Annotated in this window: 21 protein-coding genes; 2 read left to right on the top strand and 19 right to left on the bottom strand. The window is 40.5% G+C overall.

The genetic code is table 11. The features are described from left to right. Positions 1–5: 5 nt before the first annotated feature. The 5 genes from LKD41_RS12835 to LKD41_RS12815 form a co-directional block, all read right to left on the bottom strand. The gene (locus tag LKD41_RS12835; protein ID WP_195287310.1) at positions 6–200 is read right to left on the bottom strand and encodes a CLI_3235 family bacteriocin precursor; all 195 of its coding nucleotides are present in this window, start codon (positions 198–200) and stop codon (positions 6–8) included. A gap of 67 nt (positions 201–267) precedes the next feature. Beyond that, positions 268–858, bottom strand: coding sequence for a hypothetical protein (locus LKD41_RS12830; RefSeq protein ID WP_195287311.1), 591 nt, complete (start codon positions 856–858; stop codon positions 268–270). Between the two features lie 189 nt (positions 859–1047). Continuing rightward, the gene (locus LKD41_RS12825; protein ID WP_195287312.1) at positions 1048–2754 is read right to left on the bottom strand and encodes an ABC transporter ATP-binding protein; all 1707 of its coding nucleotides are present in this window, start codon (positions 2752–2754) and stop codon (positions 1048–1050) included. Next, positions 2747–4180, bottom strand: coding sequence for a S8 family serine peptidase (locus LKD41_RS12820; RefSeq protein ID WP_330616537.1), 1434 nt, complete (start codon positions 4178–4180; stop codon positions 2747–2749). The genes LKD41_RS12825 and LKD41_RS12820 overlap by 8 nt, the downstream gene beginning before the upstream one ends. Before the next feature lie 443 nt (positions 4181–4623). Then, positions 4624–5928, bottom strand: coding sequence for an IS30 family transposase (locus LKD41_RS12815; protein ID WP_069432380.1), 1305 nt, complete (start codon positions 5926–5928; stop codon positions 4624–4626). 280 nt (positions 5929–6208) lie between these two features. Here LKD41_RS12815 and LKD41_RS12810 point away from each other — a divergent pair, with 280 nt between their 5' ends. Further along, positions 6209–6964 (top strand): DNA-directed RNA polymerase subunit alpha C-terminal domain-containing protein, encoded by a 756-nt coding sequence (locus LKD41_RS12810; RefSeq protein ID WP_022155153.1) that lies wholly within the window; start codon positions 6209–6211, stop codon positions 6962–6964. 75 nt (positions 6965–7039) lie between these two features. Here the strand turns inward: LKD41_RS12810 and LKD41_RS12805 are convergent, their stop codons facing one another. The 3 genes from LKD41_RS12805 to LKD41_RS12795 form a co-directional block, all read right to left on the bottom strand. Beyond that, positions 7040–7273, bottom strand: a complete 234-nt coding sequence (locus tag LKD41_RS12805) for a helix-turn-helix domain-containing protein (RefSeq protein WP_118548248.1) — start codon at positions 7271–7273, stop codon at positions 7040–7042. Positions 7274–7492: 219 nt separating this feature from the next. Continuing rightward, positions 7493–8365, bottom strand: coding sequence for a hypothetical protein (locus tag LKD41_RS12800; protein ID WP_118504585.1), 873 nt, complete (start codon positions 8363–8365; stop codon positions 7493–7495). Positions 8366–8384: 19 nt separating this feature from the next. Beyond that, complete coding sequence (locus LKD41_RS12795) at positions 8385–9236, bottom strand: hypothetical protein (protein ID WP_022155156.1); 852 nt, start codon at positions 9234–9236, stop codon at positions 8385–8387. Positions 9237–9598: 362 nt separating this feature from the next. On the opposite strand from LKD41_RS12795, the gene LKD41_RS12790 reads away from it, so the two are divergent. Continuing rightward, on the top strand, positions 9599–9853 hold the full coding sequence (locus LKD41_RS12790) for a tyrosine-type recombinase/integrase (RefSeq protein ID WP_416386090.1): 255 nt from the start codon (positions 9599–9601) through the stop codon (positions 9851–9853). Between the two features lie 38 nt (positions 9854–9891). Here the strand turns inward: LKD41_RS12790 and LKD41_RS12785 are convergent, their stop codons facing one another. From LKD41_RS12785 to LKD41_RS12730, 11 genes are all read right to left on the bottom strand, one after another. Then, complete coding sequence (locus LKD41_RS12785; RefSeq protein WP_227701396.1) at positions 9892–10149, bottom strand: site-specific integrase; 258 nt, start codon at positions 10147–10149, stop codon at positions 9892–9894. 155 nt (positions 10150–10304) lie between these two features. Beyond that, positions 10305–11228 carry a DUF6674 family protein gene (locus LKD41_RS12780; protein WP_117690986.1) on the bottom strand — a complete coding sequence of 308 codons (924 nt, stop codon included), beginning with the start codon at positions 11226–11228 and terminating at the stop codon, positions 10305–10307. A gap of 60 nt (positions 11229–11288) precedes the next feature. Then, entirely contained in the window at positions 11289–11978 is a 690-nt protein-coding gene (locus tag LKD41_RS12775) for a SpoVG family protein (RefSeq protein WP_008395320.1), read from the bottom strand. Between the two features lie 3 nt (positions 11979–11981). Next, complete coding sequence (locus tag LKD41_RS12770; protein WP_117690985.1) at positions 11982–12380, bottom strand: hypothetical protein; 399 nt, start codon at positions 12378–12380, stop codon at positions 11982–11984. Next, complete coding sequence (locus LKD41_RS12765) at positions 12373–12990, bottom strand: class D sortase (protein ID WP_227701395.1); 618 nt, start codon at positions 12988–12990, stop codon at positions 12373–12375. Before LKD41_RS12765 ends, LKD41_RS12770 begins: the two co-directional genes overlap by 8 nt. 13 nt (positions 12991–13003) lie before the next feature. Continuing rightward, positions 13004–20656, bottom strand: a complete 7653-nt coding sequence (locus LKD41_RS16080) for a helicase-related protein (protein ID WP_331470926.1) — start codon at positions 20654–20656, stop codon at positions 13004–13006. 14 nt (positions 20657–20670) lie between these two features. Beyond that, positions 20671–21039, bottom strand: a complete 369-nt coding sequence (locus LKD41_RS12750) for a hypothetical protein (RefSeq protein ID WP_055062784.1) — start codon at positions 21037–21039, stop codon at positions 20671–20673. Continuing rightward, entirely contained in the window at positions 21036–21254 is a 219-nt protein-coding gene (locus LKD41_RS12745) for a DpnD/PcfM family protein (protein WP_008120660.1), read from the bottom strand. Before LKD41_RS12745 ends, LKD41_RS12750 begins: the two co-directional genes overlap by 4 nt. A gap of 27 nt (positions 21255–21281) precedes the next feature. Then, the gene (locus LKD41_RS12740) at positions 21282–22178 is read right to left on the bottom strand and encodes a hypothetical protein (protein ID WP_055262773.1); all 897 of its coding nucleotides are present in this window, start codon (positions 22176–22178) and stop codon (positions 21282–21284) included. A 50-nt stretch (positions 22179–22228) separates the two neighbouring features. After that, the gene (locus tag LKD41_RS12735; protein WP_227701402.1) at positions 22229–24166 is read right to left on the bottom strand and encodes a C40 family peptidase; all 1938 of its coding nucleotides are present in this window, start codon (positions 24164–24166) and stop codon (positions 22229–22231) included. Positions 24167–24285: 119 nt separating this feature from the next. Next, the gene (locus LKD41_RS12730; RefSeq protein WP_006859616.1) at positions 24286–24855 is read right to left on the bottom strand and encodes a PBECR4 domain-containing protein; all 570 of its coding nucleotides are present in this window, start codon (positions 24853–24855) and stop codon (positions 24286–24288) included. Positions 24856–24905: the final 50 nt, after the last annotated feature.

Here is a 24905-nt window from a genome sequence, read left to right as displayed (position 1 = left end):
AGCCATTAGTATGCCCATGTGCCTGAGATTGCCTTTGACAACAATTTGGAATAATTCTGCAATCTTAAAGTATTGCTTGCCGTATCGCCTGTACTGCAATCGCATCCCAAAATGCTGCACATTGAATCACAACTGCAACTAGCAAAAGCCACCAGTGTGCCATCCTGTACACAGTTTTTCTTTCCTAATGTTCTTTTCATGCCCATTCCCTCCTTTCCAAATGTATTTATATAATTTACCTAAACACGGTAATTACATATCTTCCAATTACTTTTTGACTGTTTTTTCTTCGTATAATTTTGCAACATCTTCTTTGTGTTGAAATATCTCTTTCAGACGTAAGCTTTCCATATACTCATCGTCAGCCTTTTCCTGATATTGGCGTTTTTTCAATCTCTCTTTCTCCCAAAGTTCATTTAATTCATCTTTTTTACACTTTTTTGAATAAAAACTGTCTTTATCTTTGGAATGCGCCTCAAACGCTCTCCCTGCCTCTTTTGTATGACTCTGCATATAGGAATAACCTTTATATCCATTTTCATCAATGTTTATTAAAGTTCCACCACACATCATATTTGAGCCACGGGCATCCTCTCTGATGATGTTCATCATTTTGTTTTTAAACTCTTTGTCCACCATCATTTTTTCAAATGCACTATCCGTTATTTGTACCGAAATATTCGATCCCCACGACATAGAATCTATTTCTTTCCAAATCTCTTTTTTAAAATTTTCTAATTTTTCTGACTCTGATAGCCCCTGTGTTTGATTAGCACCTGTTGCACCTAATGTAATTCTTTTTGTAAAATTCTTTGTTTGAACAGATAAATTATATCCTAATATAGAATCAACACCCATGCAATTACCTCCCTTTTTCAGATTTATTTATCTATTTCAGATAACTATTGAACTCTCGCTTTTGTGTATATTATCGTGTAAATTATTGCATATATCAAGATGTGTTGCAGAAAGTGACCACTTATTGCAGAAAACGGCACAAAAAAACTTTTCAGACAATCCCTACTATTCTGAAAAGTTTTCTCATACTTAACCCACTTTTTCCATCATAATATTTAATTCTTCATTTTTGCCCACTAACTCGTCATATGTCCCGTTGTCAATAACCACGCCCTCCTTCAGCACGACAATCTGATCCACTTTATTCAATATCTCTTTCTTATGTGTTATCACTATTACCGTTTTTTCTTTTAGTTTTGTATCCAACAGCCCGTTAATCTGCTGCTCCGAATAAGCATCCGTATTTGAAGTGGCTTCATCAAATATAACAATTGGCTTATCATGTATCAAAGCTCTCGCAAGAGCTATTTTCTGTTTCTGTCCACCAGAAAGCATTGCCCCGTTCTGCCCTACCACATAATCAAGTGAAACCTCTTTTATGAAATCTTCCAGTCCGCTGTCCTTGCAGGCTTCTTCCACTATAACATCGTCCACCCGCTTATACAGGCAGATATTATTTCTTATTGTATCATTAAAAAGATAAATCTGCTGGCTCACTACAGACACCATGTTACGGTACTCTGGCAGCGGCAATTCTGAAATATCCTCTGTCCCAAGCATTATCTTACCACTTGTTGGCTCATACATTCTGGTAAGAAGATTGATAATCGTTGTCTTTCCCGAACCATTGCGCCCGATTATAGCTGTCTTACTGCCTTTTGCAAACAAAATATCCACATCTTTTAAAACATATTTTTCTTTTTCATATGCAAAAGAAACCTGTTGCAATTTCAGGTCATCCGGACACAAAGCAGCAGTTTCCCCATTATCTGTTTCTTCCTCCAAGTCCATAAACGCATAATACCTTTTTGTTGACGGGATAATCCCTGATAAGAGATAACCTATGTTAAGGATTGCAGAAATCGGTCCCGTAACATATGAACTGTATGTAATGAAAGCAAACACGCTACCGACTGAAAGCTGTAGGTCAAACACCAAGTTTGCCCCCAATATATATAACAGTGTGGAAAGGAACTGCACCATAAGGCTATCTGTAATCGTATTCCACTGTCCCAGCATATTCATCTGCTTCTGCTTCTCAATAATATCCTTCTGGTTCTGATCAAACTCTTCATGTTTCCTGTCTAAAATATTAAACAGCTTAACTTCCCGTACCCCTCCGACGGTATCCCCAAACCATTTCGCATATTTTTGGTTTTTCTTTATGAACTCGTCCATAATCTGCTTTTGTTTTTTAGCGAAGTATTTCATCACAACACACTTGATCGGTATGAACAGAAGAACCAGTATCGTCATTCTGAAATCTATGATAAATAACCCGATAATGCCGCCTGTCATGCTAAACGCCTGTGTTATTACAAAGAAAACACTGCTGTCGGCAACAGATGTCATCTGGTTAATATCCATGTTAATATTGTTTAACGTCTCCGCATAATTGGTATTGTTAAAATAGTTCACCCGCAGCTTCATAAGATGTGAAAAAGACTGTTCTGAAAGGAAATACTGTATCTTTGCCGAAATGTCAACACGTTTTTTTTCTTTGATTAAATCTATAAGGGAATTTATAGTGTAAATTACCATAGACACCAAAACCAGCTCTATCAGCAATTTCTTGTTTCCACCAATAAAACCATCATCCATGATCCGCCTGCTGATCAGCGGCACACAAAGATTTAATCCGGTAGAAACAAGCAGACAGCCAACAATCACAACTATTGTTTTTTTATATTTGCCTAATAGCAGAAGTAATCTTCTTACAGCCTCTTTGTTACTCATCTTCTTCCTCCGTCAGTTTCGATTCTATAACATGATATATCTCCCCAACATCTTTCCTGTCAATCAGTCCCGGTATTTTTTTCTCAATCTTTTCTCCCTCAAAAGAGAACCATACAGTATTATTATCTCTCTCATTGTAAATATTGATTTGCACATCACAATCAGGATAAACATGTAAAAATTTATCCTTCTCTTCCAATGGAACACACCATATGACCAAATCCCCTTGTTTATAAAAAACCTGGCTTTCTACAAAATTTTTCCAAGCATTAATATCCGATACAGGCTCCGGCATATATTCCAGTGCATATAATACACACTCCGGTTCCATTCCTATCGTATACGCATTATAACCGCCACTTGCAAACGCCCTCTTTAATTCTGTTAGTACATAGAACTTATCTATTGTATCTTCGATTGCCAGTATCACCACTGGAACCTCAAGACCATTTCCTTGATAATGATTATACAAAATCTGTCGCTGTCTGGTTTCTTTGCTCCAAAAAAAGCCCTGCACATCTATATTATGAATATCCTCTTTCCCAAGATAAATTGCACTCTTATTTTTTATCTCCAGCTTTTCCAAATCAGCCATAGAAAAAGCTATTATAGTATCTACTTTCTCCCGTATTTCGTTCAAATCTCCCGAAATCGTTTCAAAGTAATAACTTGCCCTGCTCGTTTTCTTTCCGCCTATTACATAAGCCTTATAAACCCAATCCGGTTCATATACTCCTTCAACCATTTCAATATGGCTTTGCTCTTTTGCATATTCCTTTAATTTTTTTATGCTAAGTGTTTTATCTATATTTAACCTATTTGCAATTAAAGCACATGCATATGGAGCTGCATAACTATTACTCAATGATGTTCTAATCTCTTCATCAAACATTTTAATTATATGTTCAGATGGCACAACAGTATCAATCCCCATTTGCATATAATCTTCGGAATAACTTAAAGGACTTCCTGTTGTTGCCACACCGATTACATTCGTAAAACTAGCTGGATATGATACGAAACCTGAATTTGCCGTTGCCGCCACAATAATCATACCATTATATACATACTTATTAATCAATTTTTTTAGCTTTTCACACTCATTAAAATTCGTAGTTCCAAAACTCAAATTAACAATCTTTATGTTATTCTGATAACACCATTCAAGGGCAGGTTCTATCTTTTCGACCCCACCCTTTCCATTTTTATCTAAAATTCGCACACTATTTAATATGCAATCAGAATTATATTTTTCAAAAATCAATGCACAAAATGTTCCATGCTGAAAATCTGTAATCTGAATTTCCTCTTTATCTTCTATACACCTATTATTATCATATATAACCATTTGTGATTGTATTTTTTCTTTACACATTAAATTACTATTTATTCCATTATCAATAATTGCTACTCTATCTTCTCTCAAATATCTCATTCCAATCTGCACATTATTTGACATTCTTCACAAAACGCTTCTAATATCTTTCAGATAAAAATTACCCAATGATTATTTTATATTAAATTTTATAAAATACAATTAGTCTTGCAGAAAATAGCTACTTATTGCAGAAAATGACCAAAAACCATATTCGTCCCACCCCCACACAGTTCAATAGTCATCCGAGATTCCCGTTTTGTAAACGAGTTTCACATTTTGAAAGCGACCTGCAAATTTTGTACCCGACTTTCCACTTTTGTAATGACTTTCCCGTTTTTCCCTTGCTTTTATGATATAATCACCTTATGGCAGAGTATTTTTTTGCACAAAAACCGGACGTCAGTTTTGGCTTACAAATTTTGCAAGCCATAATTCACGTCTTCTGCTGTTCCTATTTCAGCCGGCGGTCTGTGCTTTATTCTGTCTTCTGGTTACTTTTTGAGAAGTCTTGCGGTGAGGTTGATGTCTTTGGCTGCAACCTCGTGGCATCTAAGCCTCTCCGCCAGGTCTTCTCCATAATAAAAGCTGAACGCTTCATACGGACTTTTTCCGTTCAGTTTCTTTCTCCGGTAGGAATTGATATGGTTCATCATCAGCTCTACGTCTGCCTGCGTCAGTTCATCAAAGCTTCTTCCTTTCGGCAGGATCCTGCGTATAAATTCATGTCCCACCTCGATCTCTGCTTTCTGGTACGGCGCACTTGGATTGCAGTAATAGATCCTCGTCCTTTGAAATCCTTTTCCATCCGGTCCGTTCTCTATACACTTGGGATTGGAAAACTCACTTCCGTTATCCGTCAGGATGACCGGAAACAGCTTCCTAAAATCCTGCCCTCCCAGCCGGTGGTACAGTTCATCATAAATATCTATCACTGACTTTGAGGTGTTCGCTTCCCGCAGGAACCCCAGCATCAGTGACACATTTACAAAATATATCGTCAGCAGGACTTTCCCTCCCTTGCTGCCGATCACGGAATCCATCTGCACCACTGCTGTGTCCGGATGCTGTTCCATATATACTTCGTAATCATGATAATTCCTTCCCACACGGCATCCACGGTCTACTTTCAGCTCCGGTTTTTTATATCTCGGACGGTACTTTACCTTTCTTGGCAGGTCTATGTTCCTGATATCAAACAGGCATCCATCCACGTAGTTGTAGAGGGTCTTTTCACTGCACATCAGTTCATCCTTATGTGTCAGGTAGATCTGATGGATAGACTGCCCCTGTTTTACCAACGGCACCAGGATTTCATTGAGTCTGGCGATTTCCCCTTCCGTAGCAAGGATCCCGCTTCGGGATTCCGATATCTTATCCGTTGCCCGCCTCTGGGCTCCCAGAGCATCGTAAACAGTTTTTGTCAGCGTACACTTCTTTACTTCACTGCATCCGTTGCATACATATGGCGGTTTAAAGCGATGGGTACATATTTCTTCTTCATAATGCTCGCAGTAACGGTTGCATATGAGTTCACACTGTTTACAGACAGCTACCAGTGGATGCCTGCAGTCATTTGTCCCACATACTTTTTTCCTCTTACATGCTTTTCTGTACTTGCAGGTATTATGCGGGTAACTTCCATAACCGGTGTCCTGTTCGATGGAATAGTTCCTGATCTCCTTTGTGATGGTAGTCCTGTCCCTTCCCAGTTTCTCTCCAAGCTCTGTGAAAGTCATATGCTCCTTTAGTCCGCTTTCTATCTCCAGCCGGTCCTCATAATTTAAGAACTTTGCCATACTGTCTCCTTTCCCCGCCAGCTGCTGAAGTTCTGTTAAAAAACAGGAAGAACATTTCTGCTCTTCCTGCATTTGTATCGTCACTTTCACTGCTGTAATTTATTCTGTTTGTAATCAACTTTCCCCCTCACACGGGAATTTCAAAAAACTATTGAGGGCAACATTTTTCTATATAGATACAATAATACAAGGACTAATTTTAGTCCACATTCTTCCTTTTATCCAAAATCAATGATATAATGCTAATAGTTTTATTTATACAGATAAAGGAGTCAAAACAATGGATACCCAAATTGAGCAGCTTAATCTTTCTTCTATTACCAAATTTGCATTAGCATATGCCGGAATTACTACTGTTTCCGAACTTAAGGAATATAATTATATCTCTTTAGCAAATGTTCTTCCTCGTAATTGTTCTCTCAATCCCATTATGAAAGAGCTAAACACATACGGTTACATATTTCCTCCTGAAAATGAAATTCCTATTAGCAGCATTCCTATGTCTAAACGCCTTTATAATATTCTTGATCGTAATAACATACTGTATATCTCCCAGCTAACACATTATGCACGGGAGGAAATCATGCAGTTCCGCAATCTCGGAAGTACTACATTAATTGAACTTGACGCTCTGTGCCAAAAATATCACGTAAAAATAAATTCTCTTTCCATTGTAAAGGAAAGTCTCCAACAATTTAATTTTCCTTCTAAATTATATATTTATCTCTTTAGGAACAATATCCACCACATCAATGACTTTAACGACAAAACCGTATATGACCTCTATTGTATATGTAATAAGGACTACCTCCTTACCATGAAAACATACCGTATATTAAGAAAGCATGGGAACACACCTAAAAGCTGGCATGACAAATTTCTATTTGAAATTACGTCTGAGCCAAAATCTATTACTCTTTTTAAAAAGAATAAACTTACTACCTTGTCTCAGTTTTCAAATTTAACTGAAGCGGATAAAAAAAGAATAACTCCTGCCTTGCTCAAAGATATTTTAAATTATCAGCACAAGAGCTAATTTGATTATCCTAATTTCTACATAAAAAGACAGTCAATTCCACATTATATGAAACTTGACTGTCTTTTTCATTCTCTATTTTAATAACTCATCATAAGTAGTCTCTAATACATTTTTTATTGCCCGGAGCTGCGTTGCCTGAATATGCTGGATTCCACGTTCTATCTTTACCAGAGCTTCTCTTGTAATCATTACATTCTCCAACTGCAACAATGCAACCATTTCCGTCTGCCTGATTCCTTTTTCTTTCCTTATACGCCGGATATTCTTACCAATAAATATCTCATCTTGCTTTATTTTCTGTTCCATCCATTTTCACCATGCCCATGAACCCATTTTGGTTCTTTTTGCATTATTTTATGCAATACGCATGGTGAAAAGGGACTTGTTTTAGTCCATGTCACGAAATAAGTGAAAACTTCCGCAATAAAAACTCTATTAATGTATAATGCTCTTACTTATATAAGAATATATAAAATTCCCTTGAGCTGAACCACACTTTCTAGTCCACCTCAAGGGAATCCCTTATTATTCTTCAACTTTTTTACCAAACTTATAATTACTCGGATACTCTATATTATAAATATCCTCTCCGTATGGTATGTCCAATGTATGAGATTCACTTAAAACATATTCCTTATTACCAATCTTAAAAATATCTCCAGCTTCATATTCGTCAAGCAAAATACCACCCGAAGTCAAATTCTTATATCTTGCATCATATCGTTCCTTAGACTGAATTGGACTTGTTGTTTTAGTGGCAGAATAAAATTGTGTTGCTTCCCTATCTCCCATTTTTACTGTGAAAAAGCCATTTTTTATCCCTGCATTTTCCATATATCCTCTTATTTCTTCATCTGAATAAGACAACTGAACATATACAGGGTCTTTTGTCATCATATAATTCCAAAAGCTCGCATACCTTTCCAACACCGGATCATAAGGCTCGCCACGCATAATCTCGGAAACAATAGCGCCTATCCCCTTATTATCTGTGTATAAACAATGCTCCTGTCCGTCACGGGAGACATATTTAAAATACTTATTCTTCCCAAAGTCAATGATATTATCTTCCGCTTTAATTTCATTCAAAGAAGTTCCACTGATTTTAGGTATCTGCTCCGCTGTAAAAAATGTTCCTTCGCATTCGTATATATCGCCTTGTTTTCGTACCTTAGAAATATCATTATTCATAGCAGATAATATACTGTTTGAAATCATTTTATTTCTTTTTCCTGCTGAAGCTGTATAAATTCCTGTATCATACATTGTATTTCTAACAAATAAATCTTTTTTCCTACTTTGAGTAACACTTTGCTGATTGCACATAATATTTGCCAAACTCTGTCTACGACCTAGAATTTGAAGTGAATTACTAAAAGGAAAAAAATTAACATTCATAGCATCACTCTTTCTAAAATTATTGTATAATCACAACATCATCCTCAACATATGTTGATGTAACCGGATATGCATAATACAAAGAAATAGTAGGAGTGAAAGATATATCCTTACTATAGCCATACGTTATTGACCATCTGCCTTTTAATGGCATGTTTAAAGATACTAACCCCGATTTATCCCACGTATATGTAGATAAGTTAACTGTATTATTGCTACTAAGATTTCTAACTGAAATACTATCTACCGCAGTAGTTCTTATTCCACTCATTGAAAGCATATATACTACAGCATCTTCTGGCAGAGCATCCTCAAATCGTAAATCTATAGATGATGAACTATCGCTGCCATTTGCCATGTTTACAGTAGGCATTTCCACTTTACAACTTGCAACAGAATAGGTTGGACCACCTACTAGCAATATATAGTCTGAAGATGATGATGTAATTCCTTTAATTTTTACATAATAAAATCCATCTGTTGATGCCACAAACGGATATGCTGTTGAACCAAATCCTATCTTTGTATATATTTCATCTAAAACAAGACTGCCGTTTGGATCATAAACCTCAAATTCAAAAGGATCATCGTTACAAGTAACATACTGCGTTCCGGCTGACAAATATACCTTAAACCAATCCTCGTCAGTATTACTTGTACTTCCTGTAACTACATGCTGGCTAGGACGACTACCACTGACTGCCTGTGCAGCGGTTTCATGATTTGCCATAATCGTTTCAGCGGTTTCCATAGTATTATTAGGCTCTGTTTCTCTCACACTTTCTGCATGTACAGTCATGCTTGCAGTACCAATAATAAATACAGACATTAAACAGGTTGTCAACATTTTTGCTAATTTTTTTTTGATCATAAAACCATACCTCCTAAGATTTTTGTTTTTCTCAATAATTGAGTACCTAAACTACACTTCTAACATAAACCCGATTCAAACATTTTTACAACTACCTGTGCAGAAAGTGACCTTTTATTGCAGAAAATGACACTCAAAATATAAAAATCCCCTTGAATCAAACCTTAATTCAATTCAAGAGGACTTTTCTCTATCGGCTTTTTCCGCTCTTTGCAGGCTCATTCTTTGTTGCATTATCCTTAATCATTGTTTTCTCTGCTTGCTGAAAATACAAATGTCAAAAAAATATTGCTTGAATATAAAAACATATATTCATCAGAAATCAATCTAATCATTTTTTTGTAAACCCGTCAGGCACTCCTTTGTCAGATCAAACAGTACGGAGAATGATTAACAAATACACTTCTCTTGCTGCTATTGAACAGCATATTACACCTCATATGTTCCGTCGTACATTTGCAAGCTCACTGTTAGATGCAGATGTTGACATTCGATATATTCAGGAAATGCTTGGTCATAGTTCTATCAATACAACTCAGATTTACACTCATGTCACTATGGCAAAGCAAAAAAACATATTAACAACAAAACATTCACGAAATAAGTTTAATTTTTAACCTCTGGTCTACCTTAGCTGACTGATAATACCTGATTATCAGTCAGTTGTCTTTAACATAAATTCTAATATCAAAAAATAACAATTGATGGAAATAAGTATCAGGTTAATCGTGGAATACGCAGAGCCTTCACGCTCCAATAGCTCCCTGTACTGTATAACCAGCTCCTTTGTTATCTCATTTCCATCCACATATTTCAAAAATTTTTTGACATATCTGGTATAGCTTTCAATCGTTGATTTCGATTTTTCTTTATCTGTCAGGTATCCCACAAATGCTGCTAGGTGCTCATTCATTTTTATCTACTCCCCTCGCACAATTATATTATTACGCAATTACGTGTGTCATTTATTATAAAATGCCACATGTATATAACCAATCTGCCGTAGCGATGACAATAGTGTAGAATCAATAAAATAGGGACGCAGGATATTCTCCCACGCCCCAATTACTATCTGGCTTTATCTTCTCTTACCTTCGATACTTTCTCTGCTGTCCCCACTTTCACATCGGCACCACCTCTAGCCTCAAATGCATCGGCATTATACTGATACTCATGTGCTTCAGCCACCATTGGAGTATACACAATCTCAGCATTGACTCTCTCCGGCTCTGCTTCTGCCCTGTCAGGTACATTCTGCTTCTCACTCTTCGTATTCTCCACACGCTTTTCCTTATCTATCTGCACATTCATCGCCAGATTATCCAGCTTATCAATCGAAGCGTCCAGATGCAGCTCCATTGATACAAGCAGTTTTCTCACTGCTTTCATAGGGGTAAGTACCGCCTTTGTGAGAGGGTGTTTCTGTTCCTTCTGCGAATAATCCACCTCCGGCTTATCTGCAAAAGTACGGAATGCATTAGCTGCTGTCTGACCAGCTTCACGAAATCCTTTTGCAAGAAGTGCTGTCTTTGCTATATCCGTATCCGTGGTCTTTATTGCACCTCTTACATTCTCTCGGATATCAAGAAGCCTTTTCTTAATTCCTAAGAACTCCGACACTCTGTATAATGCAGCTCTTCCCTTTACCTTTGCCTCATCAACTATGCTCTTTGCTGTAGATTTGACCTGTGCTTTCACTTCCAATACCTGCGACTTTATCTGCTCACATCTGGCATTAAGTCGCTCCTTTGCTTCCGACAATGCCTTTTTAGCATTATTGACAAGTGTATCTTCCTGCATTTCCTTAATCTGGTTCTGCATATTGGTGAGTTCTTCCGTCATGGAATCAATCTTTTTCTCCAGTCCATCCACATAGCTGCATATCTCAAATACATCATTTGCCTGCTCTTTCATGGCATTCTTCTTTAATAATTCGAGAAGTTCTCTTATGACCTCCTCGTTGGTAAGTGTTTTTCCTGCTTCTATATCCATTCTGTTTCCTCCATTCTGTAAATGGGGCAGCCTTGGCCGCCCCTGTAACATGATTACTAATTATCGAAAGGGCGTTGCCTCTTTGTCCTTCTCTTTATCGGGATTGCCATGATGTTTCTCGGCACTCTCCCTCGCCTTTTCGTTGCTCTTATCCTTTGCTTTCTCATATTCAGAGATAATCTCATTATAGAGTTTTTCCCTGAAATCCTTTGTGACCGGATAGCAGACATCCTGGTAGATAGGCTTGCCCTGCTCGTCCACCTGCTTTGTCTTATAAGAAGGCATTGATACAAAGATTTTCTCTTTGCCCTGCACGATATTGATGTTATTTACGATGAAACTGTTTTCAAAGTAAATACGGGCAAGTCCTTTGATGTTACTGCCTTCCCTCTCATAAGGTGTCACAGTTACGGAAAACTCAGGCATTTCACGTGTTCTGTCCTGCTTCTGTGTCTCCTCTTTCTCCGGTTCCCTGATTCTTGCATAGGCATCAAGGATATTGGTATAGAGTTCCTCACGAAACTCTGCTGTGATAGGATTGCACACATCCTTATAGATCACACCATTGCTTTCATCACGCTCATTGGAGCGGTATCTAGGCATTGAAACAAAAAGCTCTCCCTTGTCCTTATTCTCAAGGATTGCAATATTGGTGATCTTAAATGAATCACCAAATACTACTGTTGCAAATCCCTTGATGTTGCTGCCCTCTTTTGCCCTTACTTCGTTTACTTTAATTGAATACTTCATATGCTATTCCTCGCTTTCTTTTTGTTCTTTGTTTTGCTCCGGTATGATAAGCTCACACCAAAGCTGTTCTATCTGTTCACAAGACAATCTGCCATTAAGCCAGTTGCCAAGTGTAACGACCATTCCGTCCTGCTCGTAGTAGAGCCACTCCTGTGTTTCAATGTTCCCCTCATACACGATAGTCACATCAAAATCAGGCATAAATAATCCTTCCTCTGCATCCCATACACAGGCTATTCCCTGTCTGAGTGTCAGATTCAGACTTTCGACATACACAGACCAGCCGCTTACAACTATCTGAAAGTCATCATTAATCTCTGCAATATCATCCTCGATGTCAATTAACTCTTCCATTTCCGATACTGCCTCTTCTATCTCAGCTAACCGGTATCTCTTATTCATCCATAACCGCCTCCTTATAAATGCACCTGACCACAAAACGCATGGTTCCTTTCTGGGAACAGGTAAAAAGAGTTAATTCTTTTTCATCTCCCTGTGTCTTGATGCTGTTATCATACGGATTTACTACCTCTGTCTCTGTTACCTCATAGATATGCTCCTGTCCCTTTTTGTCGGTTATCATCACTTCATCACCTATGGATATCTGACTTAGTGGTGTAAAAAATGTGCCATATCTGCTGCCATTGTGACCGCACAATACACAGTTGCCACTTTCTCCGATTCCTGCAGTCTCTTCTATATGACCAATCCCGGCATTAAGCACTTTACTTGTGGTCCCTTCCATTACCGGATACCTGATATCTAAGCCCGGTATCTCAATGATGCCGATAACACCGCCTTCTTTAAGAATGGTTTCATCCTCTTTACTAATGGAGGTTTGCTCTTCCTCCACATCTGTTTCTTCATCGTAATCATCCTCCAATGTCTGCTCAAATTCACTTATGAGCTGTTCTGTCTGTTTTTCTCCGGTTGCCCGCCAGAAAAAAGGGACTGCCATAATGGCAATCCCTGCTGTAATCAGTAGTCCTGCGACCACTTTTCTTATGCTCATATTATTCACTCTCCTATCGTGTTCTGCCCTCTCTGTCCGCTTGATAAGCACCTTTATCCTCTGCTACAATTGCTGCAGATTCCATTCTGTCATCTGCTTCTCTTTCTTCCTCCGGTCCGCTCAGGTCTGCATCCACAGCCTTTGCATTTTCAAGGTCAAGCTGGGCATTCAGTTCACACTGCCTTGCCAGCTTTTCTTCCAGTTCCTTGCTGTACGCAAATGGCTTGTCATACTCAGTCTTTGATGCTTCAAGGTCATTCTGATACTGCTCAATCTTCTTTTCCAGAAAATCAATGTTCTCATGAAGTCCGTTGAACAGGTTTTCCAGCTTTACCATACTGCCGACCGGACTTGTGGAAAGCTCTGCCTTGTACTCAGTCTTTCCACGAAGCACCATATAATTGATACCAAGGAAGTTCTTTTCCACAAGCAGCTCAAATCCGTGGAATTTACCGATTGCAGTTGTCTCTCCGGTCTTGCATTTGCTGATTGCTTCAAGCATCATCGTTCCGCCATCCACACGCTCAGTGTAAGTTGCTTTGCCTATAGTAATGGCAAATTCCGGATTATCAATCAGCTCTTTATCCCTTGCCTTTACATCCTCACGGACATTGGCAAGCTTTTCCGCTGCTGTCTTAATCAGCTTTGGGTACTTAATCATAAAGTTATCCTGCAAGCCATATCTCTGATTGTCATAGGATGCCTTTAAGAGCTTTAATCTCTGGACATCATTGTCAATCTCCATCTTTTCCTTGATCAGAGGATTACCTGTAGCAACCGCCTTGATCTCTGCATAGGAAAGTGTAGCCTCGTCGATATCCTCGCAGCTTCGGCTTACAGCCTTGCTTGTCATAACCTGACTGATAAAACGCTGCTTATTCTCGACAAGTGACCAGTTGTATGCATCAAAGGTTCCTTTTGTGACATATCTGTAGATAGCCACCTCTTCATTTTCGTTGCCCTGCCTGATGCCTCGTCCTTCCCTCTGTTCAATGGAGCTTGGCTTCCAAGGACAGTCCACATGATGCATTGCTACAAGGTGTGTCTGCACATTGACACCTGTTCCACACTTGTCCGTTGAACCGATAAGAACTTTCTTTTTACCTGTCCTCATCTCCTTAAAAAGTGCGTCCCTCTGTGCATCCGTTTTGGCATCATGAATAAATGCTATCTCATCTGCCGGAATACCATACTGGATAAGTGTTTCCTTCAGATAATCGTAGATGGTAAAGTCCTTATCCGGTCCCGGTGTGCCGATATCCGAAAAAATAAGCTGGCAGCCTATATGACCGTTGGCATTTCCTTTCTCATATTCTTTCCAGACATTTTCTGCTACCTTATTGAGCTTTCCATCCGGATTATTTGGTGCATCCTTATCAATCAGTCTGGCATCCGTTCCAAGAAGTCTTGCCTCATGGGTAATCTTTAGGAAGTTATCCACGCTTGGATCAACTCCACCGCCTCTGATACGCTCTGCCCTCACAACAAAATCCTCCATGACCTGCCTTACATACCAGTCAGGCTCCGACTCCACTATGATAGGCTTGCCGCCACGGAGAGCTGGCACATCAAGGTCAAGCATGTCTGCTGTCTGCACATCTGCTACCTCACGGAATATATTCATAAGTTCCGGCAGGTTTGTAAACTTATTGAATCTGCTCTTAAAACGGAAACCGCTTCCCTCTACAGTAAGCTCCAGTGCTGTTGTCACTTCACCGAAGTTCGCTGCCCATGAATCAAAGTGATAAATCCCCATCTCTTCAAGTGCCGCTTTCTGTAAGTAAAGCTGCATGACATACATCTCACACATGGTATTGGATATCGGTGTACCTGTCGCAAATACAATGCCTCTGCCATCATTTATCTCAGACAAATACTGGCATTTAAGCTGCATATCCGTTGACTTCTTCGCTCCACTGCTGCTGATACCTGACACATTATTCATCTTGGAAAAAATCGCAAGGTTCTTAAAATTGTGCGCTTCGTCAACCATGATAGAGTCCACACCAAGTTCCTCAAAGGTTATAAGGTCATCCTTCCTACTCTCATCTGATAAGGATTTCAGCTGCTCCTCCAGCTTTTTCTTCTGGCTTTCCATCTGCTTTACAGTCCATCTCTCTCCGTTACGCTCCTTCATCTCATCAATCGCATAGCTGATTTCATCAATCTGCTCGTTAAGCATTCTTTCCTTTCTCTCTTCGGAGATTGGGATTTTCTCAAACTGCGAGTGAGACATGATAATGCAGTCATAGTCACCTGTCGCAATCCTTGATACGAACTGTTTCCTGCGGCTCTTCTCAAAATCACGCTCTGTAGCAACTAAGACATTTGCCGACGGATACAGCCTTAAAAACTCTGATGCAGTCTGCCCGATAAGCGGCTTTGGAACAACCATGATCGTCTTATTGGCAAGTCCGAGTCTCTTCTGCTCCATGCAGGCAGCCATCATCTCAAAGGACTTTCCGGCACCGACACAGTGTGCCAGCAGGGTATTCCCTCCAAGAAGGATTCTTGCCACTGCATTCTTCTGGTGTGGCTTTAGCTCAATCGCCGGATTCATTCCCGGAAACTGCAGATGGCTTCCGTCATACTCACGCAGGCGGATGTTATTGAATGTCTCGTTGTAATACTCCACATATTTCTGTCTTCGCTCCGGTTCTGCAAACAGCCACTCCTTGAACTTCTCCTTGATCATGTTCTGCTTTTCCCTTGCAAGCATTGTCTCATTCTTATTGACTTCGTAATGATATTTTCCATCTCCGTCATCAATCCTGTCCCTGACTGTTACAGTTTTAAGATTCAGCGTATCCTCAAAAATAGAATAAGCATCCATGCGGCTTGTACCATAAGTCTTAGTAGCTGCCACTGAATGCTTATCCATACTTTTATTCTCGATGAACCATTCCATGCTCATCTTATTTAGGTGTACCTGAATTCCTGTATTGTAATACTGGCTTCTGACTGCTCTTGCACGCCTTGGCGTATTGAGAAGTTCATAGATAAACTGCTCATAATCAAGCGGTTCAATCCATGTCGTACCAATCTTTACATCAATATCCGAGGCTTCAATCCATTCCGGCTGCACCTTTTCAAGTGCTGCCACATTTCCTGCAAATCTTTCTGCCTGCGGATTGTCTGTATCAGCCGCCATAGCCTTTGCTACACGAAGTTTGTCTCTCACATTTCCCGAAAGATACTCGTCTGCTGTCTCCCAGCCGATGTCGGGATTGTTCTCGTTGTAGCGGTCTGGATTTAAGAAAACCAGTCCATCCAGTTCTTCCACAAGAACTGCCCTTCTAAGCTCTGCCAAAGCATCGTCACTTAGAGTTATCTCATCCACTGTCTGTCCGGACTTTTCTGCAAGTTCTTCCTTTGCATTTGTAATATCCGGCTCATAGATAGAAAGCATATAGGCAAGATTTACATATCCAAATTCATTGACGGATACATTTAATGCTTCCACAGCAGTCTCAACCCTGTCTATGACAGTCTTTGCCTTAATCGTCTGCTTATAAAACATATCCGCTTTTTTCACCTCCCCGTCTTCATTTACTTCCTCAAGACTGCAAAGAAGTGGGTAATCGCTGTCATCCCTGAAAGCTATTCTGTTTGCTTTTGAAGTAATGGCGCCATACTGCTTTACAAATGCATCATATTTTACATTAAGAAGTCTCTGCTTATCAGAAAGCTCCTCCTCGCTGCAGCCATCCATCTGGATATCAATCAGCTCTCTTGTTATCTGTCTGATTTCATCAAGGCTTCGGATTCGCTCCTCGGCAGTCTGTGATACTTCTTTTTTTACCATCTCGGAATTTTCCCTGTAATAGAGTTTTCCTTCAAAAAATGTGTAAGTGTAGTTTCTCACATCCGGATCAGCCGGAATAACTTCCTCCGTCTGCTCCGCCTCATCTGCCACTCTCTCAAAATCTGTCATCTGTGCTTTGATATTACCGATAGCTTTGTTTAATGCTTCATAAATATTGAAGTTCTCATCATCATTCACGCAGACTGTGTATCTGCTGTCCTGTCCGTAAATCCTTGTATCATATTTCATAGAACCAAGCATCATTTCCGGATGCTCTGCAAAATAAGAGTTGACTGCAATGCCATTCTCAGTTACACCAAGGTGTACCCAGTCCGGCTCAATATCAATCTTTCTCTCCCTTTTCTGCAAAAACAGGATATCTGCTGTCACTTCGGTTCCTGCATTATCTTTAAATGCAGTATTCGGAAGTCTTATCGCTCCCACAAGCTCTGCTCTTTCAGCCAGATACTTTCGGATAGTAGGATTTGCCTTATCAAGTGTTCCCTTTGTGGTAATCACCGCAACCATGCCTCCCGGTCTTACCTGATCAAGTGCTTTTGCCAGAAAATAATCGTGGATACGGAAGTTATACTTGTTGTACTTCGGATCAAAAACCTTATAATCACCAAATGGCACATTTCCGACAACTACATCAAAGAAGTTATCCGGATATGTGGTATTCTCAAATCCTGTGATACTGATATTGGCATTCTGATAAAGCTGCTTTGCAATTCTTCCCGAAATGCTGTCAAGCTCCACCCCATACAGCTTACTTCTCTGCATAGGTGCCGGCATACTCCCAAAGAAGTTACCGATACCCATAGATGGTTCTAATACATTGCCGCCTCTGAAACCAAACTGGACAAGTGCCGAGTTCATGCACATGGCAATCTCCGGTGAAGTATAAAAGGCATTGTTTACTGTTGCCCTAGCTGCAGCATACTCTTCATCCGATAACATCTCTTTGAGTTCTTTGTACTCTTTGCTCCAGCCTGCGTTTTCCTCGTCAAATGCCTGTGACAGTCCGCCCCATCCGACAAACTTCGACAAGGTTTTCTGTTTCTCCGGTGTTGCAAGCCTGTTTTCTGATTCAATCTGCTTTAAAGTACGAATTGCATCCATATTCCACTGATATCTGGTCTTGGCACCGCCTTTTTCCATTTCCCAGAGATTGTAATGGAAGTTGTGCTTCGTCTGCCCGGCAACATTCTTCTCATTTTCAAGACTTTCTACTTGCTGTACTGGTTCCTGCTTTGGTGTAAAATCTACAGTTTCCTGTGATTCTGTATCAGCCTGAATATCATCCACAGATACTGATACTGCATCATCTGAAACCACATGTCCATTCTCATCAATCTTGGTTTCCCAGCCATTCGCTATTGCTCTTTCCCTGGTTTCAAGACGATTGGCTTTTACACTATCCTCGATATCAAAGAATCTCTTATAGACCGGATTCATCTTATCCCTGTCAGCCTTCTGCTTTGTCTCCTGATAATACTTCTTCTGGTCTTCTCCGCAGTAAAATGGCTGTTTTACCATATAAGATAAGATTTCATATAACTCACGCCAATCGAGAGCACCTTCCTTACGCACACCATTCCTGTTCTTATAGCTGATCTTCACATATCCGCTTCTGATTGAGTACTCCACAAGACCATACTTATTGTTGGAATATGCCTTTCTTTCTGCATTATCTGTCCCTAATGCAATATCCCTGATAAGGTCAAGTTTATTGGGCATAAATGCAAAATCAGACTGCACCACATCCATAAGGAATGCCCTAAACGGAGTGTAGCAGCTGCAATCTGTTACAAGAATCTCCGCCGCATCACGCAGGTCTTCATCAAGCTCTGCAATACGCTTGGCATAATCAATCGGTGTAATATACTGAAGCTCTGATGGATCTTTTTCAGTTGTTTCAGCTTCTATCTCTGCACCATATTCTGCCTGTGTTACCATGCGGTCTTCATCGGGAGTTTCCTGTGGTGTCATGCCTTTTGCACTTACATAATCTCTGTTAGAAGCATAGCTCTCCGGCTCATCCGGTATTGCATAATCATCAATCTCTGATTCTGCCTCCTCCGGTTCCACTTCCCGGTATTCGGCATCAATGACCTCATCATCCTCACGGAGTCCGTCCATCGCAAGCTCATCAATACGAGGTGTCTCAGACTGGTATTCCCCTGTAAGAATAAGGACACCAAGCTCTTTTTCGATATCTTTCCACGAAACATATCCTTCAACCTCTCCATCCTCATCTCGCCACTGAAAACGCAGTCCATTCCCATGAAATGTGTCATATCCGTGCAGCCCCAGTCCGTCAACCGGCCAGACTGCACCTCCCTGACCATACTCTGCTTTGATACGCTTTGCCCTGGTTCCTGCATCAATCTCTGTTTCAAAAATCTTGCATACCCTGCCCTTGCCACCGACAAAGCCTGTACCTCTCATAAGCACCTGTTTGATATACTCACCTGGTACTGTTGCAGACTTTTTGGGATTCAGATAATTGTATTTACCTGCTAATGCAGCTTTTCTGTCCTGCTCGAACTGGCGCATAAACTGATTATTGTTTTCGTCCTCAGTATGAATGGTGCCAATGCTTGCCTGCCCGTTCTGGTCGAAAAAAAAGGAAGCCTGTGTATATTCGGCTTCCTTACTGACACCCAATGAATTGATTTCATCAAGTTCCCTATTCAGTTCTGTATCATCTGATTCTAGTGGAATCGCATCACTATCTGATTCAGTACCACTTCCTCTGCCTGCATCTTCGCCTGCTCTCTTATCTTCCACATCTCCATTGTCGATGACGGATTCTGTGGCTTGTGCTTCGCCAGATACTGCATCTCCAGCTGGTCGTACAGCTGATTCGCTTCCTCCTCTACCGCTGACATCTTCTCGTACATCTTCCCGAATCTCATCAGCGTCTTGTATCTTGCCGGCTCGTTCTCCTTTAGATAGTTCATCGCCATCCTTCCGTATTTGCCCAGCTTCGTGAGATCCTCCGTCTCGTCCGGCATCTCTATCTGCGGATAAAGCAGTCCGTCCACTTCCTTGTAAGTCATTTCTTCTAACATATCCAATTCTCCTTTCGCTCTCGATTGCCTTTAAGTTACGACTAAATTCTCTAAGAACACTACAGGAGACATCGCATACAATGGAACCAAGACGGTAAATGATCTCTTCGTCTTTGATATTTACGATCTGACTAAAATCCTGTTCTTGCACAGATAAGTCAAATCCGCATCTCGTCCCTACAGCATACATGACACTTGCATATACAAGCTGCTCCATGTCCATTACCTGCTGTAAGCCATTGCGTTTCTTACTTTCTTCCTTTATCACACTACCTGATAGCTGCATAAGCTCGGTCATTCGGTTTCCGAACTCTTCTTTTATTATAAACCAAACATCTGTTCCTGTAAACTGTTTTAATATATTTTTTAGAGACTCCCTGTCGCTGTTATCGTACTGCTCAATCTGACCTTCTGACACAAGAAAATCCAGATAATCCTTAAGATTTTCTCCCTCAAGGTCCCATGTCAGTTTGACATTCTTCCCTCCGGTATCACTGATATCAAAGATATACCTCATGCGTGGATTCAGCGCCCTCGACGGGAAGATAGCGCAGCCTTTCGCACCACGCTTTACATATCTTCCCACCTTTTTCCAGGTATCATAATCTGCCATGAGTGTGCTTTTTTCCGGAGGTCTCTGCGCTGTTACCATAACGATATTGTCAAATTCATAGCGGTATAACTGACCTGCGACCTTTAACACATCCTTCCAGTTCTTTTCTGATCTGGTGATGTTACCAATTTCAGAATCGTATATCGCTTTGACCTTCATATCAACGCCCATACCTTTGTCCTCCTCTACTTAAACATCTCTGCAAACAATCCCTTAAAGAGCTTTAACTCATCCTTATCCAGCTCGATTGCAAATTCATTGTCGATTGCCTGTTTTTCGCATTTATCCTTTTTCTTTGCAATCTTACGCACCACACGAAGAAGCACATAGCACTCCTTGGACTTTGCAATGCTCTGTTTAAAGGTCAGCTCATCCTCATCGACTGACTTCTGCGTCTGATAGATAATCTCTTTTAACTTATCATTGATACCATCTACTTCCTCAAGGGAAATAATAACGGATGCCTTAGAAGCACCCGATCTGTCCCACTCCTTATGAAGTTCCTTTACTAAAAACTCCATGTTCTTAATTACTGTTGTTGAATCACTTTTCATCTTGCTCTTCCTCCGTTTTCTTTTAATGAAGAAGGGAGCTGACCTTCGCTGATAGGCGTAAAATCAACTCCCTTCATGTCCTCTGCTCCAAGGACTATCTGCTCTGCATAATACATATCCATTGCCTTATTGATGGCATCGTCAAGCGACTCTGCCTTTACTCTCTGTACTCTTGAGAGCACTTCTTTTATCTCAACATCAAATTCCTGTTCCATATGATATCGCCTCCTGTAAAAATCTCATCACCGGCACTTTTCTTCCTTTACCTGTCTTTCCTTAAAGCCCTCATCGTACTTTCCATCTTCCAGCCTGTCGTAAAAACAGTCCTCTTCAATCGTTCCGAAATCCTCATACATCTGGTGAAGGAAATCATTCTGCAGTTTCTTTGGCACATCATCATCCTTTGACATATCCTGATAAAAATAGAACTTCTGCTTTAGCTTTGCCCTGTAATCATAGATATCCTCTATCTTTTCCGGTGTGCCATACTCCCTCTTGTATGCCTTGAAATTCGTGGTTGAGAGTGTGGAACCGAGATAAATTCCATGCTCCCACGATACTCCGATTGTGGTATTGTCCTTTGTAGGCTTCTCATCCTTCGGATAACGCTTATACTCTGTCGCACCAAGGGCGATTGTAAGGGAACCTGACTTCATATCCATCACCACGAGATTCCTTGGTGATAATGCTTCAAGCACCATGTAATCATGGTCATTGAAGTTATGGAATGTCTGTCCCCTTTCAAATAATCTGTCCACACTTTCATAATGCAGGTTAAAATCATCCACCCAGCCCTTATCGGTCATTCCAATCTCCTTGAGCTTTGCAACACATTCAGAAGAACTGGCTTCTTTATCAAACCGAAATTCTTTGGAATCGTTATAAAATCCCTGAAGAAATTGTCCCAGCTGAATATCATCCAGGCAGAATCTCGCAGATACCGTTACATTTGCTGCCCTGTAATACTCTGTGAAGTTATCTGCTTTACCAAGCGTCCTTCCAAGCTGCAACAAATTGTCTGCAAGCTCTGACATGTCATCAACTGCTATAAAACTCTTATAATCATCCAGAGTCATCAGCATATTTGTCTCTGTTCCCCTGTCGTTTTCTGTTACCAGTATCATATCTTTTAAATCCATTCTTACCTCCAGTCTCAGAGAGGGACTATGCCCTCTCTGCAAATTTCCTGTTATGGTCTTCCTATCACAACAATCTTTCCTGTGCTTGCCACATCCCGGTAAACAACACCAAGACTTTCATTAAGCGCCTCTACCACCTTGCCATTTCCGACGTATACTGCCACATGGCTGATGTTCTTATATCTTCCGTTGCTTGTAAAACTGTAGAAAATAAGGTCTCCCGGCTGTAACTCATCAAAGGCGACTGTCTTTCCGGCTTCATCCAGTCCCTGTGCCTCCGCTGCCGCTGTGGTTGCACCGCCGTAACTAATATCCACGCCTGCATCTTTCCATGAATAATAGGCTAAGGAACTACAGTCATAATAGTTACCGCTGTCTCTTAAATCCTGACTATAAGGAAAGCCAACTCTGTGAAGTGCATAGGAGCAGACTGTTTTCTGCCTGCTGTCTGTAATTTCGTTTAGGATGGCATTGATTTCATCCTCAGTCATGGAGCTTACTCCCGGACTTCCGCCTCCGCCGCCACTTCCGCTTCCGGCATATCCAAGCTGTCCCATAAACTCCGGACTCATGATCTGCTCAAGCATTTCCACATGATCAGAATTAAATCCATAGACCGAAATCATATCCCTGTACGATTTCAGTGTGACATTCACATACAGAACAGACTTCGTGACAGTCGTTACATTACCGTCTGCATCTGTTTCTTCCACATCCTTTGTTCCTGTGCTTGTGGTGTACGAACACATATCATTTACAACTGCCTGCAGCCAGCCTTTTGAAGTGTCATTCATGACTGTTGCAGTATCTCCGACACCATGCTTGACCATATAGACTGCCATGATGTCATAGTAATTGCTTGGGTTTTCTTCCATACCTTCATAATCCACATATACAAGCTCTCCAAGGTCATATCCGGTATGCTCATTCACTTTCGTGTTCACATCCCGGTTAAACTCCTGCACATAAGCACTCGTTACTGTCTGCACGGTATCTCCTGATTCAAGTGGTGGCAGGAATAAAGCAAATGGAGAATTGTAAAGGATTGCTATCGCCGCAATAACCGGAACAGCAATCATGGCAACTACAAGAACAAGTAACAAAAGCACCAGTCCGACAACCGGTGCCGCTGCCTTTACCCATGTAATCGCTTTTCGCACAATCAGATCCTTTACCAGCTTTGCCACGCTGTCCGTCTGATTCTCCTGTGCTTTCATCTTATCCAGAAAGAATTTTATCTTCCTGCTCCGGTTGGTCATTTTTTCATCCTTGACCTCTATGGACACACCTGCAGCATATCCGGCTGCCATGCCGATTGCAGTACCAACTCCCGGTGCAACCGCTGTTCCTGCCGCTGTAGCAGCTGCCTTTGTGGCAGTTTTCGCTGCAACCTTGGCAGTAGTCTTGGCTGTTTCTTTTGCCGTCTCTTTAGCTACAGTCTTGGCAGTATCTTTGGCAGCTTTCTTTGCTGTCCTTTTTGCCAGCTTCTTTCCTGCCTCTACCTTCTTGATACGCTTCTTTGCCTCGACTGCCGCCTTTTTCCTGAAAAGTGCTGCACCCTTGGAAGCAGTTCCGGTAACAGGTCGGCTTGATTCATATGCAAGATATGCTGCCTGCGATACCTCCTGCCCGCCCTCCACCTGCTCCGTTACTGCCCCAGCTGCAAGTGCTCCTGTTCTTCCTGCAATGTGAAGATTGGTATTCTTGGTCTTGATTGAAGTTCCTGACTCTCTGATGTTACGCTTAAACTTAGAAAGACATTTATCCTTAGCCTCCGACTGATGAATGGTACTCTTTCTATAAGTACTCTTTCCACCAGCACTTTTCTGAAGCATTAATTTTGCAGATGCTTTTTTATCCATTTCATTGGCTTTAGCATCATGCACTTTCGGACCTCTCTCTACTGTATAGATGTTGCTGCCTTTAATCTTGGCACCCTTTGGCTCGTGGGCATGAATCTTGGCTTTCTCCTTGGTGTGAATGACCATAGGTTTGTCATCAACCTTTTTTATCTTCAATGTTCTCACCTTCTTTCTACATCCATTACCCAAAAATGGGTAAAAAAATAGCCATCTGGATGATTAGTCCAAATGGCTTATGTAAAAATCTATTTAATTCTATTGTAAAGAACTGTCTCTATTCTGGTTGATAAATCAATCTTTTTCTTATAAAGAAGTGTCCACGATGCTTGATTTTTTGAATAATCCATCTTTTCCTCTGGAAAAAATGAACGACAGAAATAATTATCTCCTTCATCATTAGATAAAAACAAAAATAGATTCCTGCTCTCCACGTTGTTTTCCATAAGATAATCAGCCTCAATCATTGAATACATATTTGCTTTCTTATTATACTTAAACACAGTATCATTACTATCAATCATTTGTTCAAGCAATGGCAGGAAATGAACTCTTTGCTCTATCTTATTATAAAAATCTGATGACTCTATTTTTTCAATTGTAATTGTTCCATCTGCTATCTCATCAAATACTCTGCCTCTGTCTCGGCTCAATTCAGGTCTGTCTACCAGATATTGTAATCCCATAAGATGAAAACAATCTTTTTTATCAAATGAAATTCTTAATGTAACTGAAACACCTTTTCTCCCTAGTACAAGCTCATATTCGGTTGATAATAGCGGAATAAATGCATTTATGCAATCTAAAACATTCCTCATTACAGTTCTCCACTACATCCTTAGATTAAGAAAGGCTCTGCATAAGCAGA

The sequence above is a fragment of the Roseburia sp. CLA-AA-H209 genome (assembly GCF_020687575.1).
GTDB lineage: Bacteria > Bacillota > Clostridia > Lachnospirales > Lachnospiraceae > Roseburia_C > Roseburia_C amylophila.
The sequence above is the reverse complement of the archived record's forward strand: the minus strand, read 5'-3'. Positions and strand labels throughout refer to the sequence as shown.

Bases quoted from the DNA above. Each gene is read 5' to 3' on its own strand.
- LKD41_RS12835 (WP_195287310.1), bottom strand. From the start codon at position 200: ATGAAAAGAACATTAGGAAAGAAAAACTGTGTACAGGATGGCACACTG.
- LKD41_RS12830 (WP_195287311.1), bottom strand. From the start codon at position 858: ATGGGTGTTGATTCTATATTAGGATATAATTTATCTGTTCAAACAAAG.
- LKD41_RS12825 (WP_195287312.1), bottom strand. From the start codon at position 2,754: ATGAGTAACAAAGAGGCTGTAAGAAGATTACTTCTGCTATTAGGCAAA.
- LKD41_RS12815 (WP_069432380.1), bottom strand. From the start codon at position 5,928: ATGGCAAAGTTCTTAAATTATGAGGACCGGCTGGAGATAGAAAGCGGA.
- LKD41_RS12810 (WP_022155153.1), top strand. From the start codon at position 6,209: ATGGATACCCAAATTGAGCAGCTTAATCTTTCTTCTATTACCAAATTT.
- LKD41_RS12805 (WP_118548248.1), bottom strand. From the start codon at position 7,273: ATGGAACAGAAAATAAAGCAAGATGAGATATTTATTGGTAAGAATATC.
- LKD41_RS12800 (WP_118504585.1), bottom strand. From the start codon at position 8,365: ATGAATGTTAATTTTTTTCCTTTTAGTAATTCACTTCAAATTCTAGGT.
- LKD41_RS12795 (WP_022155156.1), bottom strand. From the start codon at position 9,236: ATGATCAAAAAAAAATTAGCAAAAATGTTGACAACCTGTTTAATGTCT.
- LKD41_RS12785 (WP_227701396.1), bottom strand. From the start codon at position 10,149: ATGAATGAGCACCTAGCAGCATTTGTGGGATACCTGACAGATAAAGAA.
- LKD41_RS12780 (WP_117690986.1), bottom strand. From the start codon at position 11,228: ATGGATATAGAAGCAGGAAAAACACTTACCAACGAGGAGGTCATAAGA.
- LKD41_RS12775 (WP_008395320.1), bottom strand. From the start codon at position 11,978: ATGAAGTATTCAATTAAAGTAAACGAAGTAAGGGCAAAAGAGGGCAGC.
- LKD41_RS12770 (WP_117690985.1), bottom strand. From the start codon at position 12,380: ATGAATAAGAGATACCGGTTAGCTGAGATAGAAGAGGCAGTATCGGAA.
- LKD41_RS12765 (WP_227701395.1), bottom strand. From the start codon at position 12,990: ATGAGCATAAGAAAAGTGGTCGCAGGACTACTGATTACAGCAGGGATT.
- LKD41_RS16080 (WP_331470926.1), bottom strand. From the start codon at position 20,656: ATGGGCGTTGATATGAAGGTCAAAGCGATATACGATTCTGAAATTGGT.
- LKD41_RS12750 (WP_055062784.1), bottom strand. From the start codon at position 21,039: ATGAAAAGTGATTCAACAACAGTAATTAAGAACATGGAGTTTTTAGTA.
- LKD41_RS12745 (WP_008120660.1), bottom strand. From the start codon at position 21,254: ATGGAACAGGAATTTGATGTTGAGATAAAAGAAGTGCTCTCAAGAGTA.
- LKD41_RS12740 (WP_055262773.1), bottom strand. From the start codon at position 22,178: ATGGATTTAAAAGATATGATACTGGTAACAGAAAACGACAGGGGAACA.
- LKD41_RS12735 (WP_227701402.1), bottom strand. From the start codon at position 24,166: ATGGTCATTCACACCAAGGAGAAAGCCAAGATTCATGCCCACGAGCCA.
- LKD41_RS12730 (WP_006859616.1), bottom strand. From the start codon at position 24,855: ATGAGGAATGTTTTAGATTGCATAAATGCATTTATTCCGCTATTATCA.